Raw genomic sequence first — 18,143 nt, 5'->3', positions numbered from 1 at the left:
GTACCACCCGATGACGTCGCGTGATACGGGCGCGGACGCCGCCGTCAGGCGTCGGCACCACCGAAGCGCTCGCGGTAGGACTCCAGTTCCTCCCCTGTGATCTTCGCGAAGAGAACCGGCGGCACGGTGAAGGCCGTACCGGCCGGGACGGCGTCCAGGGACTTGGCCTGCTCGGCGGTCACCCAGGTCGCGGTGTCGGCTTCCAAGGCGAAGGCATCGCGCATTGCGGCAGCCGAGGCGGGGATGAACGGCTCGGAGACGATCGCGTAGAGGTGGATGAGATTCATCGCCGTACGCAGGGTCAGGGCCGCACCCTCCGGGTCGGTCTTGATCTCCAGCCAGGGGGCCTTCTCCTCCAGGTAGGAGTTGCCCGCCGACCACAGGGCACGCAGCGCGGCCCCGGCCTTGCGGTACTGGAGGGCCTCCATGTACTCCTCGTACTCGGCCAGCAGCCGCGCGATCTCGTCCCCCAGCCGCGCCTCCACCTCGCCGGCCGCGTTGCCCGCAGGAACGTCGCCCCCGAAGCGCTTGCGGGAGAAGGACAGCACGCGGTTGACGAAGTTGCCGAGAGTGTCGGCCAGGTCCTTGTTGACCGTGGCGGCGAAGTGCTCCCAGGTGAAGGAGGAATCGTCGGACTCGGGGGCGTTGGCGATCAGGAAGTAGCGCCAGTAGTCGGCCGGCAGCGTCTCCAGTGCAGCGTCGGTGAAGATGCCCCGCTTCTGGGAGGTGGAGAACTTACCGCCGTAGTACGTCAGCCAGTTGAAGCCCTTGACGACGTCGACCTTCTTCCACGGCTCCCGCACACCGAGCTCCGTGGCCGGGAACATCACCGTGTGGAACGGGACGTTGTCCTTGGCCATGAACTGGGTGTAGCGCACGGTGTCGTCGGCCTCGTACCACCACGACTTCCAGTCGCGGGTCTCACCGTCCGGGGCAGCGTCCGACCATTCCTTCGTCGCACCGATGTACTCGATCGGGGCGTCGAACCAGACGTAGAAGACCTTGCCCTCGGCCGCCAGCTCCGGCCAGGTGTCGGCCGGGACCGGCACACCCCAGTCCAGATCCCGGGTGATGGCCCGGTCGTGCAGGCCCTCGGTCAACCACTTGCGGGCGATCGAGGACGACAACTGCGGCCACTGCCCCTCGTGTAGCGCCACCCACGCCTCGACCTCGTGCTGGAGCTTCGACTGGAGCAGGAACAGGTGCTTGGTCTCACGGACCTCCAGCTCGGTGGAGCCGCTGATCGCCGAACGGGGGTTCAGCAGGTCGGTCGGGTCGAGCACGCGGGTGCAGTTCTCGCACTGGTCGCCGCGGGCCTTGTCGTAACCGCAGTGCGGGCAGGTGCCCTCGACGTACCGGTCGGGGAGGAATCGGCCGTCGACGGGCGAGTAGACCTGGCGGATCGCCCGTTCCTCGATGAAGCCGTTCTCGTGGAGCTGGCGCGCGAAGTGCTGCGTGATCTCGACGTTCTGCTGCGAGGAACTGCGTCCGAAGTAGTCGAAGGCGAGCTGGAAGCCGTCGTAGACGGCCTTCTGGTCGTCGTGGGCCTGCGCGCAGAACTCGGCCACCGACAGCCCGGCCGCCTTGGCCGCCAGCTCGGCCGGCGTCCCGTGCTCGTCGGTCGCGCAGATGTAGAGGACGTCGTGACCACGCTGGCGGAGGTACCGGGAGTACACATCCGCCGGAAGCATCGACCCGACCATGTTGCCCAGGTGCTTGATCCCGTTGATGTAGGGAAGCGCGCTGGTTACCAGGTGTCGAGCCATCCTTGGATGCTCCATTTCGTACGTACGGCGCCGGTGACGGTGCCACGGCGGGCCAAGACGGGAGGGTGCGGTGGGCGCGACCTTCAGGTCGCTCAACCGTGTCACGCGTCGTGACGGTCGGGTCTGCAAGCCGCCGCAATCGTATGGCACCCCGGCGCCACCCCGGCGAGCCTTTATCCCTTGGCCGAGCGCTCGCGGAAACGCGCTCGGCCGTCCGAGACAGGCGGCCAAGCGAGTCTCGGACGGCCGAGGCGGTCCTCATATTAGGGGCCGTATCGCGGTGGTTGCGCGCTCCCTGTGCCCTCCAAGGTGGAAAAGGTGATTCACATGATCTGAATCACCCATTGCCAGCAGGCCCGGGCTTGGCCACGTCCCGTGCTACGGGCGTACTCGCAGGAGGGCATCGAGCACGCGTACGGGCGAGGTGGGGCACATCGCCAGCCGGGCATCGAGGGCCGTCTCCCACTGCTCTGTCATCCCGGCCATGAGGCGCTTACGCATGCCAGGGGTGACGTGGGCGTAGCGCGCCGATACGGAACCGTCGATGTGGCCCATACGCTGGTCCATGAGGACCTTCTCGGTACCGAGGTCTTCCATCACGGTTCGATGGGTGTGGCGCAGGCCGTGGGGTGTGAGGCCCTTCGCGATCGGGAGCCAGCAGGCATCGGCCCGGTTGCCGGCACCGCGCCCCCGTACTGGGACGCCGGGCCACGGCTCGCCGAGCAGAGGAACGGGGCGCGCCTCCTGCGGGGCCTTCTTCGGGTACCAGCCTGACACCGCCGGGGTGAACAGCCAGGTCCCGAAGCCGTTCCTGCGCCAGTGAGCCGCATGTTCCGCCACGGCTCCGCCACGCACGAACCCGAGGTCGATAACGGCCCTCTCCACCCGTATTCGGGTGCCCTCAGCGACGCGATCAGGGTGGTTGAGGACGTTGGACACCGTCCCCGTGGAGACCTCGGCCCGGCGTGCGACGTCGACGAGTTTCGCACCCTGGTGCCCTCCAGTACGAGCCGCGCCTTGGCCACGGAAGACGTAGGTCCTGCTGTGGCAGGTGCAGGGCGTCGGCTTCGTGCGGGCGACGTGGTTGGCGACCAGGGCGGACAGCCAGTCCATCGAGTCGATGGTGCGATAGCTGTCGTCCTTGGGCGGGCAGCGCACCATCTCGCCCGTGTCCAGCTCGTAGAGCTGCCACTCGACACGGACGGAGTCAGAGCGAACGAACTCGGTCTCCAGCCCGACGATTTCGCCCCAGCGCATCCCGGTGTACCCCTTGAGGACCACGGCGACGAACTCGTCGTCGCGGCCGGACAGCAGGGCGGCCCGTTCGGCGGTGAGCAGGATTCCGAGCGGATCGGTGACGACCTTCTCCGGGCCTCTGTCACGGGAGCGGCCCGCGCGCTTGCCCCGTCCGCGTCGCCTGGTCGCCGGGTTCGACGTGATCAGCCCTTCGTCGATCGCGTCCTCGAAGATCAGGTGGAACGTGGAGCGCCAGGTCTTTACGCTGGAGGCCGCGTACAGGGCCCTTTCCTTCTTCTCCCACCGGTCGACGTCCGAGCGCATGATGCCGGCGAGCGCATGGTCCTCGAAGTCGGGGAGGAGGTGCTCCTCGATGTGGCGCTTGTAGTTCTGCATGGTCGAAGCCGCCAGATCCTGGGCCTCGTACCAGCGGCTCGCGTACTCGCCGAACGTCTCCTGCCCCAGGGCGGGGTCGCGCCAGTCGCCGCGTCGGTACTTGTTCTCGGCCTCGCCCGCCGAGCGCTGGGCCTCGCCCTTGGTGGCGAACTTGATGACCTTGCCATGCTCGTCGACGACCGTGAGGTGCTTGCCGGGAGCGGTCTTGTATCGGGCACGCCAGTAGCTTCCGCGCTTCTCCGCGAAACCCAAGTACGTTTCCTTCCTCTTCGGTGCGGCGTTCTACGCGGCGATGTCGAATGCGGCTCGGTCGGATCGGCGCGGCGGCCTGGCGCGCAGGCGGCCGGAGGGTGCACCCGACTCGGGGGCGCTGGAGCGTCGGGCAGGTGCTGCAGGCAGGGCACCGGGGGACGGCGGCCGCGCAGCGACGGTCGGTCGCTCCTCGTGGAGGCGGATGATCTCGGCGAGATGGGCGGCGGTGAAGCGGTAGGCACGGCCCACGCGAGCGAAGGGGATCTGGCGACGGCGGGCGCGGTCCTTGACCCACCAGGCAGAGCAGCCGAGCACGGCGGCGACCTCTTCGGGGCGGTAGAGGCGGGTCGGCGCGACCTCGGCACCTGGCTGCTCAGCCACGCGGGATCGCCTCCTTCACGGTCCAGCGGCGGAAGGGCGAACAGGCAGGGGGAATGGCCTCTTGGTGCAAGGGAGTTCCTTCTCTGGCGCGGGGGTGTGACTCGTGACGCGCCGGTTGATCACTTGGTACGGGCGAGGTGATGTAAGCGGACGCTGCCGGGTGTTGGCCCACCCGGAAAGCGTTGCGAGCGCTCCGCTAACTCGTCTCGGCGAGCAGCGTGAGCGGCGAGACGTCGAGGGCGGCCGCGATGGCGACGAGGTCGTCCGCGTCGCAGCGGCGCTGCCGGCATTCGATGCGGGACAACATCGTGATGGTCATGGGGCGGCCGAGCGCGGTCACCCGTTCGGCCAGCTGGCGCTGAGCGAATCCACGCGTTGCGCGGGAACGGGTAATGGCGCGGGCGGTCAGCACACCGGCCGGACCAATTCCCAGAGGGATTTCAGGCATGCGTCTGTTGTAGCTCTGCATTACCGGTTTGGGTAACCGGCGATCTGCTGCTATGTTCCACGTCTTTTTTGTCAGATCTGGTCCTCTGGCTCCCGAGAGCGGCGCAACATAGCCCGGAATCCGCCGTTGACCAAATCCCTATGCCCATCCGGAAGGCGCGCCACCTTCACCTGCCCTGACGTGGGTTGTTGCATCACCCGGTCGTATCAGCCAGCTCGCCAACGCCGGCTGGCCACGATTTGCCAGCCGCCCCTTTTGTGCCACTTCTAGGTCAACCGCCAATTCGGGTCTACCGTTATAGAGAGGCCGTGCACGGCGCGTTCACCGAGAGCTGTTTGCTTTCTCGGCGGAATGCTGGACTTGTGCGGGGAGGGTGTGGCTGTCTTGGCCATGCGCCGGAACCCTTACGGCTCCGAGCACATGAAAAACCCCCGGCGGGCCAACGCCGGGGGCCAGGGAGTCCCCTACCGATATCGCCCGTACCTGAACGATCAAGACGGTGGCGGTCACAACGCCACCGGGTGAGGAACCGTCTATGCCCCAACAAGCTACAGCCCTCGCGGCCGTAGTCGCATCCTCGTCGCCGAACTCCTCTGCTCTGCCCACGAAGGCGGGGCGATAGGCATGGCGCGGATACGCACCATCAAGCCGGAAGCCTTCATCTCCGAGTCGCTCGCCGCAGTGAGTGTCCACGCAGAGCGGACCTTCTTCGGCCTCCTCACCCAGGCAGACGACCACGGCCGCTTCCGAGATCAGGCCGCCGTCATCGCCGGCGCCCTGTGGTCCCTGCGCCCCGAACACGGCCCGCTGGAAGTCGAGGACGACCTCACGCAGCTCGACGGTGCCGGTCTGATCTGCCGGTACGAGGGCGACGACGGTAAGCGATACCTGCACATCGTCACCTGGGCTCGCCACCAGAAGATCAACCGGCCCAGCGGCAGCCGCTGCCCGGCCTGCCCGCGCCACCAGGGCGGCCGATCGGCCGAGCCGGCCTCGCCTGTTCACGGTGTCCTCCGTGAACAGGCCGTGAGCCCTCACGGTGGAGGACCTGAGGGGTCCCGCGAATGCAGCGAGCCCTCCGTGAACCGGGAAGTCGCAGGTCAGGGCAATTTCAGTGAGCCCTCACCACAACGACACGAGCGTGCAGTGAGGACTCAGGGTCCGGATCTAGGACCTAGGATCCTGGATCTAGGATCACCTCCGGTGGGGAGCGCCAGCGCCCCCGCGCCACCCACCGTCTCGGGGTCGATCTCGGCCAAGGACCTGGTCAGCGAGTACGTCGCCTCCTGCGAACACCGCCCGCCCAGCGACGTGCTGGGCCGCCTCGGCAAGACGGCCGGCAAACTGCTCGGGGAGGGCATCTCTCCCGACCATATCCGCGCCGGGATGATCCGCATGCGTGCCAAGGGCCTGTCCGTGAGCCTGCTGCCGAGCCTGGTCAACGAGGCCATGAACGCCCCTCATGCAGCTGCCGCCCCGCACCGGGCGTGGACCAACCCGGCGCCAGCTGACGTCGAGGCAGCCTACGGAGGCCAGCTGTGACCACAGCCGCCACCAGCAATGAACCTCAGCGCATCAGCTCCCTGGCGGCCCGCCTCGGCACGATCCTCGCCGACCGGGGCATCGACGCAACCGCCGTACCCGTCGAGGCGCCTTCGGAGCGGGTGACCGCACTGGAACTGGCCGAGGCCCGTATCCCGCCCCGCTACCGCCACGCCCTCGCCTGCCACCAGCAGGTAGCCGCCTGGGCCGACGAGGTGGCCCTCGCCGCGCGGCCCGGCCCGAGCGGCACCCTGGGCATCGCGCTCGGACCGTCCCTGCTGATCGCCGGCCCCACCGGCACTGGCAAGACGCACCAGGCGTACGGCGCGGTGCGGTCGCTACTGACCGCCGGGGTGCGCCTGCGGTGGGAGGCAGCCACCACGGCCGACCTGCATGCCCGCTTGCGCCCACGCGCCGGCCACGACGCCGAGCGAGACCTCGCCACTCTCAGCAGTTGCCCGCTGCTGATCCTGGACGACCTCGGCGCGGCCAAGCAGTCGGAGTGGACCGAGGAGATCACGTACCGGCTGATCAACCGCCGCTACACCGACCTGCTCCCCACGCTCATCACGACCAATCTGCCGACCGCCGCGCTGCGCGACGCCGTCGGCGACCGCGTCGCCTCCCGCCTCGCCGAGATGACCACGACCGTCGTCCTCACCGGCGCAGACCGCCGACGCCGGCCCAGCGCCTGACCGCACGGCGCCGACCCACCTCATCCCTTGCCCAAGCCGCCCGCCCCGCCCATGCCTGCCCAAACGGCGCGGCGGCCTCTCTGGAGACCCCTGTATGACGCAACTCGCCCTGCCCACGCTCGGGCACTGGACCTCGACGTCTCTCGCGCTTACCGCCCTCCTGGGCGCTTGCACGATGCTGCTGGTCGGCTTGCTGATCTACCGACGCACTACCCGAAACCGCAGCAAGCACCAGCCCGGAACGCCCGCAATCAGGGTCGCCGCACTGGCCGCAGTCGGCTGTACCGCCTACAGCGCCGACACCAGCTGGCGGTTCGCCGCCGACTACCTGGACATGAGCGGCACCACCGAGCGCATCGCGATGTTCGCCGCCGCCGAACTCGCCATCTTCGCCACGGCGCTGCTCGCGCGACAGAACCTGCACGGTCCCAAGCAGGCACCCGGCCTGCCCGGCGCCCTGACCTGGGTGATCACCGCTGTGCAGGTGATCCCCGCGTACGCCGAGTCAGGCGTGGTCGGCGGCACAGTGCGAGCCTTCGTAGGCCCGGTCATGGCCGCGCTGCTCTGGCATCAGGCCATGGGCATCGAACTGCGCATCCGCACGCCCGAGGCCGCTTCCCATAGCGTGCTCGCCCGGGTCGGGCGCGAAGTACGCGAACGTCTTCTCTCCCGCCTTGGCATCGCTGCGCGCGATCGTGATGCCGCGCAGATCACCCGCGACCGGGCCACCCGCAAAGCCGTCGCCCTGGCCGCCCACCTTGCGGAGCGAACCCAGAAGCAACGCACCGGCTGGCGAGGTCGGCGCACTTCACGACAGTTGTCACAGGCCATCGCCCAAGCCTCGGTGGGCATCGACCAGCGCCAGCGCGAAGTGCTGCTGCAACAGCTCGCCGTCCGCCGTCACGCGACAGCGCTCGCCACGATCGAACTGGCATCACCTTGGACTGCTTCCACTTTGGATGAGGGCGCGACGTGTCGCGGCGAGATGATGACGCCCCAGCGCAGCCAGCCGGATGCCGAGTACGCCTTGGACAGTGAGGTGTCCAAGGAACACCCCGACTCTGGCCTTCGTATCGAGTTCCTACCTCCTCGATCCGTGCAGAACCAACTCCCCCTGCACGATTCGGCACCCACTCCCGAGATCACCGAGCCGTCCCCCGAAGACGACGTCCCCACGGCGCAACGTTACGGACGTCCTCCCGGTGCCGAAATGGACGAACTACTCGCGATCGGCCGCGGAGCCATCGCCATGCACGGAACAGCCACCCGCGCTGTGCTGCGGAACGCCATCCGCAGGGCCGAACTCACCATCTCCGAAGACCGGCTCACCGAACTCAAGGCCCTCCTAGCCGCAGAGCAGGGCGCCAAGACCAGCATCCCGACGGGCTGACCGGATATCCGGTCAGCCCCGAACGCCCGCACGGGGACCTGTGGACCAGCAACTCCGTCTGGTCCACAGCCCCGCCTCATTCGCGCCGCTATGCCAGGCAGACACGGCCCTCCCCCGCGATTCTCCGCTCGAACCAGCGGGAGGCGGGGCTGCTGCCCGTGCGTCGGCCTGGTGCGCTCTTCCCTCCCCCACTAGGAGCTGCTCTCCATGCAGGATTCGTGCACCAACAGCCCGGAGCACCAGAACGCGACCCAAGCCACGCCAGCCCAAAGCGGAGCAAGTTGGAGGTTCGGACACTCCCCCGCCGGGGGAGCGTCCGAACCAGACCCCGCCCCGGGGGTGGCGGGGCCCGACCAGCGCCAGGGGGCGCCGGACGGGAAGGCTGCGACCGGGGGCGGATTGCAGCCAAGTACGGCCAGCCACAAGCGCCGGGCCAAGGGGAAATCACGTCCGCGTGACAAGAAGCAGCGCCCCGCCCAGAGCGTCCGCCTCAACGAACGCGAACACACACTCATTCAGGCCGGCGCCGACGCTGTCGGCATGAGCGTCGCGGGATTCCTTGCCCACTCCGCCCTGGCCGCCGCCCGCGACCAGACCCGCACCGCCGCAACCATCGCCGCCAACCACGACGTCCTTACCGAGCTCTTCGCCACCGGCCGCAAGCTCGGCTGGGCCGGCAGCAACCTCAACCAGATGACCAAGGCCCTCAACTCCGGCGGCGATATCGCGCGCATTGAGGAAGCCCTCGACAACGTCCGCCGCGCGGCCACCGCCACCAGGGCGGCCGTCGAGCGGATCAACAACTGGCAGAAAGACGAAACCGCTTGATTCCCCGTATCCACAAGCAAGGCAGCAGTACCCGCGGGCTGCTCAACTACCTCTACGGCAAGGGCACCCGCGAGGAGCACGTCGACCCGCACCTGGTCGCCTCCTTTGACTACCTGATGGCACCCGACCCCGGCCGCGACCCCTCCGCGACGAAGGAAGATCTTCAACGGCTTCTCGATCAGCCACTGCACCTGCTCGACAAAGACCAGCGGCCCGACCAGCACGTGTGGCACTGCTCTGTACGCGCCGCGGGCACCGACCGAACCCTGAGCGACGAGGAGTGGGGCGACATCGCCCGCCGCATCGTGGCGGCCGCCGGCATCGATCCCGGCGGCGCAGACAGCGCCGGGTGCCGGTGGGCCGCCGTCCGCCACGCCGACGACCACATCCACATCATCGCCACCCTCGTACGCGAGGACGGCCGCCGCCCCAACCACCACCGCTCCGGCCAACGCGCTCAGGCCGCTGCCCGCCTCATCGAGACCGACTACGACCTGCACCGCGTCACCCCTGGCGACGGCACCGCAGCCAAACGCCCCACCAGCGCCGAACGCCACAAAGCCGAACGGCAGGGGCGGGAACGTACGGCGCGGGAGAAGCTGCGCGAGACCGTACGCAGTGCCTCGGCCGGCGCCGCCTCCACGGATGAGTTCTTCGACCGTCTGGCCGCCGACGGTCTGCTGATCCGCAAGCGGATCGCGCCGTCGGGCGACCTGCTCGGCTACAAGGTCGCGCTGTCTGACGACCGTAACAAGGACGACGAGCCAGTCTTCTATGCCGGCTCCACACTCGCACCCGACCTGTCCCTGCCCCGCATACGCGAACGCTGGTCCCTGCACGCAGTGTCGGTCTCCGAGGGCGGGCCTGAGCCGGTGCGGCCCGCCCTACCGCCGGTGACCCATCCCGCGTTCGCTCGGCGCCGGGCCGCCGCTGCCACCTGGCAGGCTCTGTTGATCATTGATCACGGCGACGACGGCATGGCAGCCGCGCAGATCGCCGCAGCAGGGGAGGTCCTGGACGCGCTCGCCAAGACCTCTGCCGCCCACAATCGCGCTGAACTCCGGCAGGCGGCCTTCGTGTTCGAGCGGGCCAGCCGCTCCCATGTGCGTGCCGTACGCGGGCGTGAGATCGCCCTGCGGCAGGCCGCCCACGATCTCGTCCACAGCGGCCCCGCCCTCGGCCGTGGCGAAGACGGAGCCACCACGGCGATGGTCATCGACATGGCCGTCTTCCTCGCCATCACCGCGGCGAACTGGCACGCCAAACGGCACCACAGTCAGCAGGCAGCCGCAGCCCAGCAGGCCGCCGAGCATCTGCGCGCCGCCTACCAGGCCGCCGCAGCCCACCCCATCGCCACCCTCCGCCAGCGAGGCCAGCGCCTATCGCCGCGGATCCGGCAACGGCAAGCCGATCTCCTGCACCAGGCGCTGCCGGAGCTCGCGGAGCGAATCCAGGCGGAGCCCGGCTGGCCCGCCCTGGCCGCCACCCTCGCGGACGCCCGGCAGGCGGGCCACGACCCGGCCGCACTGATCGCCGAAGCCACCCGACGTCGCGAACTCGACACCGCCGCCTCCATCAGCGACGTCCTCGTCTGGCGTCTGCGCCGCAGCGCCCACCTGCCCGCCGCACCCGAAAACCCCCAGGCCACACCCGCCCGAGACGGCCGGCGAGCCCCGGCCCCAACCCCCGCCACACCACCTGCGGCCAGGGCAGCGAACCCCTCCAGCCGTCGGCCCTGACCCGGGGAAACGGCCGCAACATAGCCGACGATCGCCGGTTAGCCAAACCGGCGGTTCTCCAGACCATTGATGCACCCCAACCGATTCCGCGAGGAGCACCACACCCGTATGGCCAATCCCGACATCAACCCCTACGTATTCGCCCTTCTCTGCGACTCGGACTTCAAACGCCGAGACGATACCGGCACGTGGTCCCACCGCGACGGACGCCCGTTCAGCAAAGAGGAACAGGCCCTCGCTGGCAGGGCAACCCTCGCCGAATTCGAAGAGCTGAGTGCGCAGCTCACGCGGTACCGGAAATACGTGCAGGCGATACACGACGCCCCTGAAGTCATGAACCGATTCCTTGCCCCATTCATGAAGCAGCTCACTGAGAAGAACCTCGGCAACGCCGTCGGGCTCATGAGCAAGGATGAACGGGCCGAGTTCAATCGCCTGTTCGCACTCGCGGACGAACGGGTGCGTCCCTTCATCGCCAACACCTTCTGACGAAGGGCCCCTTCACTCATTGACCAAGGCGAGGTGATGGCCTGGCCGGAGCGCTTATCGGCCCCGGCGATCGGTGCCAGGAAGGATCAAATGAGCACCATCTCTCGGCAGTGCCCACGAGCTGGACACAGCATCCAACACTGACACGGGTCCGCCTCGGTAGCCGCCCGCTACACACAGAAGCTGTCCGAGCAGCGCGAAGCCGGGCCACCTGAACGGGAGGCCCGGCTTCATGGCGCGGGAGTACTGCTCAACTGGCAGGGGCACGCAGGAGCCGGTCCCGTGTGCTCTCCGGCAGCACCCGGCGTAGAACCGGTGCGGTGGAGCTGAGCGAGGAGGCAAACGCGGCGGCAAGGCTGTGCGGCACGCTTGCACTAAACGACGCAGCCCACAGATACGAGGCGCCCATGCCCGGCTCAGCCCACGCCTGCCAGCCAGTCGCCCCTGGCTCCTCCGCCTCGACGCTCAGGGCGCGGGGATCGGTGTCCTGAATGAGGGGTGGGATCTCACCGAAGCTGAGATGGGAGGTAAAGGTGGGGTGCATCGCCACCGAGTCGGGCTGGTCGACGTCGCGGAGCCAGCCGTGCTCCGCGACAACATCCATAACGAGCTCGGGACCGATGAGCGCCGTGGTGGGCTGGTCGCGGGCGTCGAGCGCGAGGAGAAAGTCGCAGAGGACCTCGCCCGGCATGCCGAGGGTGAAGTAGGCCGACCACCGCGCAAGCGGGCTGTCTGGGTGCTCGCGGGCGGAAATCTGCCAGGCGATCGGCAGCTCGCCCAGGTGGAACGGCTCATCCGGCAGCACCCATTGAGCCCACCGGAGGGTGTCAGGGCTGATGTGGAGGACGGTGCTGCGCACGACCTGCCGGTCCTCCCATGCCTCGTTGGGCTCCTGCCGCCCGCGGACGATCACGAGGCTCGTCCAGCCGAGGTCGGCGAGCGTGTCAGCGACGGCATCGTAGAGACGTCCGTCATCACCGGCCAGGTGCCGGGGGCCGACCCAGTACGCAGGCAGAGCGCCCCGGCTCGGAGTCGACGGGTCTAGCAGAGGGTCGGGATACAGGAGCGCCTCCAAGGCTTAGGTGCGGATCTACTTGCCGCCAGCAGTGCGGCAAGGGCGGCGGCGCCTGGACGCCTACCAGTTCAAAGCGACGGCCGCCACGGGCGGCAAGGATCCGATCGACGACCTGTATCGCGCGGTGGGGCATGGGAGACAGGTTCATCAACAGCCGCAGGGGCGCCGTCCGTTCACATACAGCTGGGTAGTCAACGACGTCACCGACGGTCATTCCCCACAACTCCGGGGAAGCGTCATTGCTCCGGGCAGCGGGCTGACGGACGTAAAGTACCGCCCAGTTCGATGAGCGAAGGAGCTGTCAGCACCCGAGTCAGCCGACGCCGGCTGTTGTACTCACCGGGGGCGAGTGGTTTCCAGCACGCGCGTCACAGCGGCGGCGACGACATCGGACGGCGTCTCGGTGTCGAAGGAGATGCTGTACCCAGGCACCCTCGTGGTACCAGTGACGGCGATCTTCCAGCCTTCGCCATCGGCCCCAGGGCGGCCGAGCGGAAACCAGCCCAAGTAGAACCGGCCGTCCTTCGAATTGACGTGCACGTCGGCGCGGTCGTCCACAACCATGTGGAAATCCTCGGCGGAGAACTGATCCATCACGAGCGTGGGCTGGCCTGAGCCAAGCTGCCAGTCTCGCACTTTCAGGGCCTTGACGGTGGTGGAGAAACCGGGGCTCATGGATGCCACGGTCACGGCGATCACCTCTCTGACCTGGGGTTCCAGAAGGTCGTCTACGTTGACATCCTTCTGCGCCCGCTGGCCAGTCATTCGCGACTCTTTCCTGTCTGCCCCCGGCGAACTGGGGCACGGACTACTTTCCTGCGCCGCCCGAAGCACCGCATAGAGGCGGTCTACCCCAGCCACGCTCCTCTGCGAGGCAACAGCGTGAGCCGCGTCAATGTCACCGCCGACCGAGGCCAAGGCCATCGCCTGAGACCACTCGGCACCCTCTCGCCGACTGGCAGGCCGCCTCCGTCCGGGACGTGCGATGCAGCAGCAGTCGATCTCAGGAGATAGCACCGCCCGTATCCCCGAAGAAACCCCGTGCGCACGATAGGCAGAGTGCTGATAGTTGCTGCATGGATGCGATTGATGCTGCGCGTTCCGTTGTAGCGGAACATCACCCTGACGCTCGGGCTGCGTTCCTCGGAGGCAGCGTCGTGACGGGCCGCCGCACGGCGATGTCGGACCTCGACATCGTGGTGCTCCTCCAGGGACCCCCAGCCCCGTACCGAGTAAGCCTCCAGAGCGGTGAGTGGCTGGTGGAGATGTTCGTGCACACCGAAGCGACGTGGCACGCGTACATCCAGCGGGAGGTACGCAAGCGCCGGTCACCACTGCTCTGGATGTGTGCCGACGGGATCCTGCTCTTCGACAACGATGGAGTCGGAACTCACCTCGCCGCTGAGGCCCGAAAGCTGACCGCCGCGGGACCACCCGTGGTGGCGGCCGAAGAGATCGATGACCGCCGCTACGCGATCACCGACCTCCTCGACGACCTCGCGGGGAGCACCGACCAGGGCGAACGGTTGTTCATTGCCACCGAACTGGTGCGAAGAACCGGCGAGTTGGCGCTGACCGCTGGCGGATCGTGGAACGGGGGCGGGAAGTGGCTAGCCCGCCGCCTTGAGACCACGGCTCCGGGGCTCGGCATGCGCCTGCATGATGGCCTTGGTGAAGTCTTGGCGGGGCGGATGGAGCCCCTCGCGGCAGTCGTGGACGAGGTGCTGGAGGAGGTCGGCGGTCGGTTATGGGTCGGCTACAAGCGCGGTGGAACTCCATGAACGAGGTCGCCGTACGGCGGCAGGCCCGCGTTGGAATGGTCCTGCGTCGCGCGCACAGCTCAGCCTCACGGTGTCGCACAGAGGCCCGAGGGCGACGGCGCCGACCCCGCGATGCGGGCCGGCGCCGGGTCTCAATCTCAGGCGTCGATGCGGGCCACCTTGCGACCCACCTTGAGGTACAGCTCGACGCCGTCGAGTGCCCCAACCTCGCTCACCACTGCGTCGAGCGCCTGCTGGACGGAAGCCTCCGTGAGCTGAGTGGTCTGCTGCTCTCCGTCTGCCTCACGGATAAGACGCAGGCCCTTCTGCTGAGCCACACGACGCACGGCCGAGATGCTGGGGGCAAAGTCCAGCGTGCGGCTGATCAGGGCCCCGAGGGTGTCCTCGGCGTGCTCCTTCAGGGATACGACGGGGAGGTTCTGGGTGTCCCCGAAGGACCGCTTGGAGAAGCGGGCCGTGAACTCCGCGCGGGCGGCGGCCGCAACGTGCGGGCCGTGGAGGGCTGCCACCACCTCCCCGGCGAGGATCCGCTTGACGGCCATCGGGTGCGCGGTTCCCTCCTCCAGGCGCTTGGTCACCACGCGGATCTCGTCGTCCGTCCACTCGGTGAGGAGCTGGAGGTACGGCTCGGTCAGGTGGTCGGGGATGGACATCAGCCGACCGTAGACATCATCGGGCGTTGCCGTCAGGCCCACGTAGTTGCCCTTGCTCTTGCTCATCTTGGAGCCCGTGCCGTCGGTCCCTTCGATGAGCGGGGTGGTGATGACGACCTCGGGCGTCTGCTCCGAGATCTCCATGACCTTGCGGCACATCTGGAGGTTCAGCAGCTGGTCGACTCCGCCAAGTTCGACGTCGGCCGTGATGGCCACCGAGTCCATCGCCATGACGACGGAGTAGACGAACTCGGCGATGGACAGGCCCTGCCCCTCTGCGAGCCGGGTGCGGAAGTCCTCACGCTGGAGCGACATGGAAACGGGTACTCGGGCGAGGATCTCGACGAGCTGCGGGAGGCTGACCTTGTTGAGCCACTCACCGTTGAAGCGCAGGTCGGCACGCTCGAAGTCGATGAACGGTGCTACCTGCTGCTGGTACGTGCTCAGATTGCGGGCGATGTCCTCGTCTGTGAGAGCCGGCCGTTCAGAGGAGCGTCCCGAGGGATCACCGATCTTCGCCGTCACGTCACCGATGATGAAGACGACGTGGTGGCCCATACGCTGCAACCGGCTGGCGATGATGATCGGCACCGCGTGGCCGAGGTGGACGTCGGGCGAGGTCGGGTCGATGCCGTACTTGATGACGAACTTGCGCCCCTCTGACCGCGCGGCTTCGATCTTCTCGGCAAGTGCCGCAGCCGAGGGGATCAGGTTGATGGCGCGCCCCTCTACCAGCGCGGCCTGCTCCTTGGGGGAAAGGTCGGAGAGGTCCAGGGAGCGCCGGGCTGTTGTCTTGTCGAGCAGCTGCGAGACCGTATAGTCCGCGCCCAGGTCCGCTCCATCGAGGATGTGCATGACACTGGTGACGGACTCACTCAAACGGCTCATGGCGCCTATACGCTCCTGCGTTGGACAACTGGCCTGGCCAGTACGAGGGTTGGAAGCGGCGATTTTATCATCGCCACCCTCGACGCATCGTCGGATTGATTATAAATGACCCTTTTGCCCCCCGGGTCGCCGTCAGCCGCACCAGCGGCCATCCCACGATCGTGCTGGAGAGGGACCGGAGCCACAGTGTTATCGGGTCATGCGCACGGAGCATGACCGTGAGCATTCCTGCGGGGCTCGTCCCCGTCGGCGAAGCCAAACGCGAGCGGCCGGGCAGACAATGCCCGGCCGCTCGCAGCGTGAAGTCCGATGAGTGAGGATTCGTATCGCCGCCAGATCTACCGTCGAACCTGGATCAGAGCGTGAGTGCCACTCGTACGCCAGGCGGAGCCGGACCGTTCGAGGACCTCCAACGTCCCCTGCTCCACCCCCACGATGACATCGGACTTCAGGGTGCGGAGCGCCGAGACAGCCCCCGGGAAGTACGTGGTGAGGTTCGCGAACGACGCCGTCGCGTCCCACATTCGATCGCCCACAAGGCGGCGGTAGTTGAGGTCGCCCTTCAGGATGGTGAGCGTGACGGCCTCAAACTCCTTCCGCAGGTCCTCGGGCATGTCCTCGTACGGCAGCGGAGCGCAGAAGAACGGATGGGTCCGCACCTCCAAGTGGCCTGTCGCCATGGCCTCCCAAAGGCGCCCGCCGATCTTGCCGGCTTCACCGGGCGCGTGGTTGAGGCGGCGGAGGCAGTCGACGACGTCCGACGTCATCGCGTCGGAGACGTAGTACGGGTAGGGCTTGACGTGGAGCACGACCCGCTCGGCATGCCGGTGCACGAGGAGGTGATCAATGAGGATCAAGTCAGGGATCAGCTCCCGCCCCGCGTTGTCCGCTACCACGGCGACCGTGGAGCCAGCTCCGGCGGGCAGGAGATGCCACAGTACGGCGCTATCGTCGGCGACCAGGCCATCGGCAGCGTCGCCGGACGCCGACTCCCCCGCCGAAACGCAGAAGCCGAGGTCAGCTCGGTTGCCCCAGAGCGAGGCGTGCAGCAGAGACGTAGCGGACTCGTCGGCGAGTGTGTCGAGGGCCCGCAGCTCCTCGTCCACCGGCTCGCCGCGCAGTTCGGCCTGCTTGAACGGCGCGAAGGGGTCGACTCCCTGCCACGGCCCGGGACCGAAGTACCCGACCGCGCCGAGGAGCCTGCGATAGAAGTAGCTTTCCGCCCACAGGAACGGGGTGTCGAACCACGATCGCCCGAAGTGCTCCCGCCCCCAGTCCGACCACTGCCCGTGATCGTGCTCCGCAGGGGCGAGCGGTTCGATGACACCGTTGGTGATCTCGTCCAGGAGGGCATCGAGGGCCTCGTGCTGTCGGCAGCCGTACAGGAAGGCGTTTCGCACCTGCTGGATCAGGGCCGGATGGCGTTTGGCCAGGACACCCCAGGCGAACGAGCCAGGCTCGTTACTCAGGATGACCGGCGCGCCGGTTCCGGCAGCCGGGCCGGAGCCGCGGCCGGCCTCATCGCCCGCGGTGCGGGAAGTCTTCTCTGCCATGGTTTCCAAGCCCTCCGCTTGTCGCACATGTGTCCTAGGGGATTCGCGATCCACTTCAGTGACGGGCGGCCAAGCCGTCACTCGCCAGCAGCGTCCTGACCTCCTCGCCACACCCCCACGAGAGCGTGACCCCGGCTCCCCCGTGCCCGTAGTTGTGCACGACCACCGTCCCGTCCTCCCAGCTTTGCGTCTCCACGCGGACCGTGGCGCGAGTCGGTCGGGCACCCATGCGGTGTTCGAGGACGCGGGCATCGGCAAGCCGGGGCTCGATCTCGGCACAGCGGGCGAGAATCGCGGCCGCTGCCTTCTCGTCGGGGGCCAGGTCACCCTGTCCGTCAATGGCCGTGCCGCCCAGGACAACGGTGTCGCCATGCGGGTAGAAGCACAACAGATCCGGCGATGCGCCTGTGTCCTCGGAGAAGAACTCGGTCAGGCCCGGATTGGTCACGACGACATGCTGGCCACGGATCGGGCGGAGATCGGGGTCCGGGACCAGCGCACGAGCACCAAGGCCCGTGCAGTTGACGATCACCGTGGCGGAGCCGACGTCATCGAGTGACCTGAGAGTCCGCTGTTCGATGGTGCCTCCGGCGGCGCGGAGGCGGCGCAGGAGGTAGTCCAGATAGACCGGCATGTCGATCAGCGGAACGGTGAACCGGTACCCCGCGGTGAACCCGGCCGGGAGTTCGGCCGCCTCACAGGAGCGAAAGCCGGGGAGTGTGGTGGCCCAGTCCGGCGGGGTTTCGGCCGTACGCGACGCCTCGATGCCGTTCGTAAGCCGAACTCCTGTAGCTGGGTCCTCCGCCAGCGTCCGGAAGATCTCCAGCGACAGCTGTCCCCACCGGTCGACCTTGTTCTTCGGCTCGACCAAATACGGGCCCCACATCGCGCCGGCGGCCAACGACGTGACGCCTGGAATTCCCTCGGCGATCACATGTATCGGTGTACCGGCTTCGGCGAGTAGGACGGCGGTCGTCAGCCCCGCCACGCCTGCCCCGGCAACGACAACTCGCTCCCCTGCGGTCATGGCC

At 67.9% G+C, this 18,143-nt stretch carries 16 protein-coding genes; 7 read left to right on the top strand and 9 right to left on the bottom strand.

Annotated features, from left to right (window positions below; genetic code table 11):
- Positions 1-44: 44 nt before the first annotated feature.
- The 4 genes from metG to ACH4EW_RS07480 all read right to left on the bottom strand — a co-directional run bounded on the left by metG (position 45) and on the right by ACH4EW_RS07480 (position 4,479).
- A complete protein-coding gene (metG, locus tag ACH4EW_RS07495; protein WP_398252750.1) occupies positions 45-1,766 on the bottom strand; it encodes a methionine--tRNA ligase in 1,722 nt (573 codons plus the stop codon).
- Between the two features lie 378 nt (positions 1,767-2,144).
- Entirely contained in the window at positions 2,145-3,650 is a 1,506-nt protein-coding gene (locus tag ACH4EW_RS07490; RefSeq protein ID WP_398252747.1) for a LacI family DNA-binding transcriptional regulator, read from the bottom strand.
- A 30-nt stretch (positions 3,651-3,680) separates the two neighbouring features.
- Positions 3,681-4,031, bottom strand: a complete 351-nt coding sequence (locus ACH4EW_RS07485) for a helix-turn-helix domain-containing protein (RefSeq protein ID WP_398252744.1) — start codon at positions 4,029-4,031, stop codon at positions 3,681-3,683.
- 196 nt (positions 4,032-4,227) lie between these two features.
- The gene (locus ACH4EW_RS07480) at positions 4,228-4,479 is read right to left on the bottom strand and encodes a helix-turn-helix domain-containing protein (protein WP_398252742.1); all 252 of its coding nucleotides are present in this window, start codon (positions 4,477-4,479) and stop codon (positions 4,228-4,230) included.
- Between the two features lie 624 nt (positions 4,480-5,103).
- Here ACH4EW_RS07480 and ACH4EW_RS07475 point away from each other — a divergent pair.
- The 6 genes from ACH4EW_RS07475 (at position 5,104) to ACH4EW_RS07450 (ending at position 11,162) form a co-directional block, all read left to right on the top strand.
- Positions 5,104-6,021, top strand: a complete 918-nt coding sequence (locus tag ACH4EW_RS07475; RefSeq protein WP_398252739.1) for a hypothetical protein — start codon at positions 5,104-5,106, stop codon at positions 6,019-6,021.
- Positions 6,018-6,716, top strand: a complete 699-nt coding sequence (locus ACH4EW_RS07470) for an ATP-binding protein (RefSeq protein ID WP_398252736.1) — start codon at positions 6,018-6,020, stop codon at positions 6,714-6,716. Before ACH4EW_RS07475 ends, ACH4EW_RS07470 begins: the two co-directional genes overlap by 4 nt.
- 94 nt (positions 6,717-6,810) lie before the next feature.
- Positions 6,811-8,106 (top strand): hypothetical protein, encoded by a 1,296-nt coding sequence (locus tag ACH4EW_RS07465; protein ID WP_398252733.1) that lies wholly within the window; start codon positions 6,811-6,813, stop codon positions 8,104-8,106.
- Positions 8,107-8,646: 540 nt separating this feature from the next.
- Complete coding sequence (locus tag ACH4EW_RS07460; RefSeq protein ID WP_398252731.1) at positions 8,647-8,934, top strand: mobilization protein; 288 nt, start codon at positions 8,647-8,649, stop codon at positions 8,932-8,934.
- Positions 8,931-10,673, top strand: coding sequence for a relaxase/mobilization nuclease domain-containing protein (locus tag ACH4EW_RS07455; RefSeq protein WP_398252729.1), 1,743 nt, complete (start codon positions 8,931-8,933; stop codon positions 10,671-10,673). Before ACH4EW_RS07460 ends, ACH4EW_RS07455 begins: the two co-directional genes overlap by 4 nt.
- Before the next feature lie 108 nt (positions 10,674-10,781).
- Positions 10,782-11,162 (top strand): hypothetical protein, encoded by a 381-nt coding sequence (locus ACH4EW_RS07450; protein ID WP_398252726.1) that lies wholly within the window; start codon positions 10,782-10,784, stop codon positions 11,160-11,162.
- A gap of 250 nt (positions 11,163-11,412) precedes the next feature.
- On the opposite strand, the gene ACH4EW_RS07445 is transcribed toward ACH4EW_RS07450, so the two are convergent.
- Together ACH4EW_RS07445 and ACH4EW_RS07440 are read right to left on the bottom strand one after the other, a co-directional pair.
- Positions 11,413-12,237 (bottom strand): DUF317 domain-containing protein, encoded by an 825-nt coding sequence (locus ACH4EW_RS07445; protein ID WP_398252723.1) that lies wholly within the window; start codon positions 12,235-12,237, stop codon positions 11,413-11,415.
- Between the two features lie 336 nt (positions 12,238-12,573).
- Positions 12,574-12,912, bottom strand: a complete 339-nt coding sequence (locus tag ACH4EW_RS07440) for a DUF317 domain-containing protein (RefSeq protein ID WP_398253330.1) — start codon at positions 12,910-12,912, stop codon at positions 12,574-12,576.
- Between the two features lie 401 nt (positions 12,913-13,313).
- On the opposite strand from ACH4EW_RS07440, the gene ACH4EW_RS07435 reads away from it, so the two are divergent.
- Positions 13,314-14,018: a nucleotidyltransferase domain-containing protein gene (locus ACH4EW_RS07435; protein WP_398252720.1), complete on the top strand. Its 705-nt coding sequence runs from the start codon at positions 13,314-13,316 to the stop codon at positions 14,016-14,018.
- Between the two features lie 137 nt (positions 14,019-14,155).
- Here ACH4EW_RS07435 and tyrS read toward each other — a convergent pair whose 3' ends face one another.
- From tyrS to ACH4EW_RS07420, 3 genes are all read right to left on the bottom strand, one after another.
- On the bottom strand, positions 14,156-15,559 hold the full coding sequence (gene tyrS, locus ACH4EW_RS07430; protein WP_398252718.1) for a tyrosine--tRNA ligase: 1,404 nt from the start codon (positions 15,557-15,559) through the stop codon (positions 14,156-14,158).
- Positions 15,560-15,897: 338 nt separating this feature from the next.
- Entirely contained in the window at positions 15,898-17,112 is a 1,215-nt protein-coding gene (locus tag ACH4EW_RS07425) for a damage-control phosphatase ARMT1 family protein (RefSeq protein ID WP_398252715.1), read from the bottom strand.
- Between the two features lie 55 nt (positions 17,113-17,167).
- Entirely contained in the window at positions 17,168-18,139 is a 972-nt protein-coding gene (locus ACH4EW_RS07420) for an FAD-dependent oxidoreductase (RefSeq protein WP_398252712.1), read from the bottom strand.
- Positions 18,140-18,143: the final 4 nt, after the last annotated feature.

Origin of the sequence: Streptomyces sp. NPDC018000 (assembly GCF_044328025.1) — a bacterium.
Classification (GTDB): Bacteria; Actinomycetota; Actinomycetes; order Streptomycetales; family Streptomycetaceae; genus Streptomyces.
This window is presented reverse-complemented; position numbering and strand designations above follow the sequence as displayed.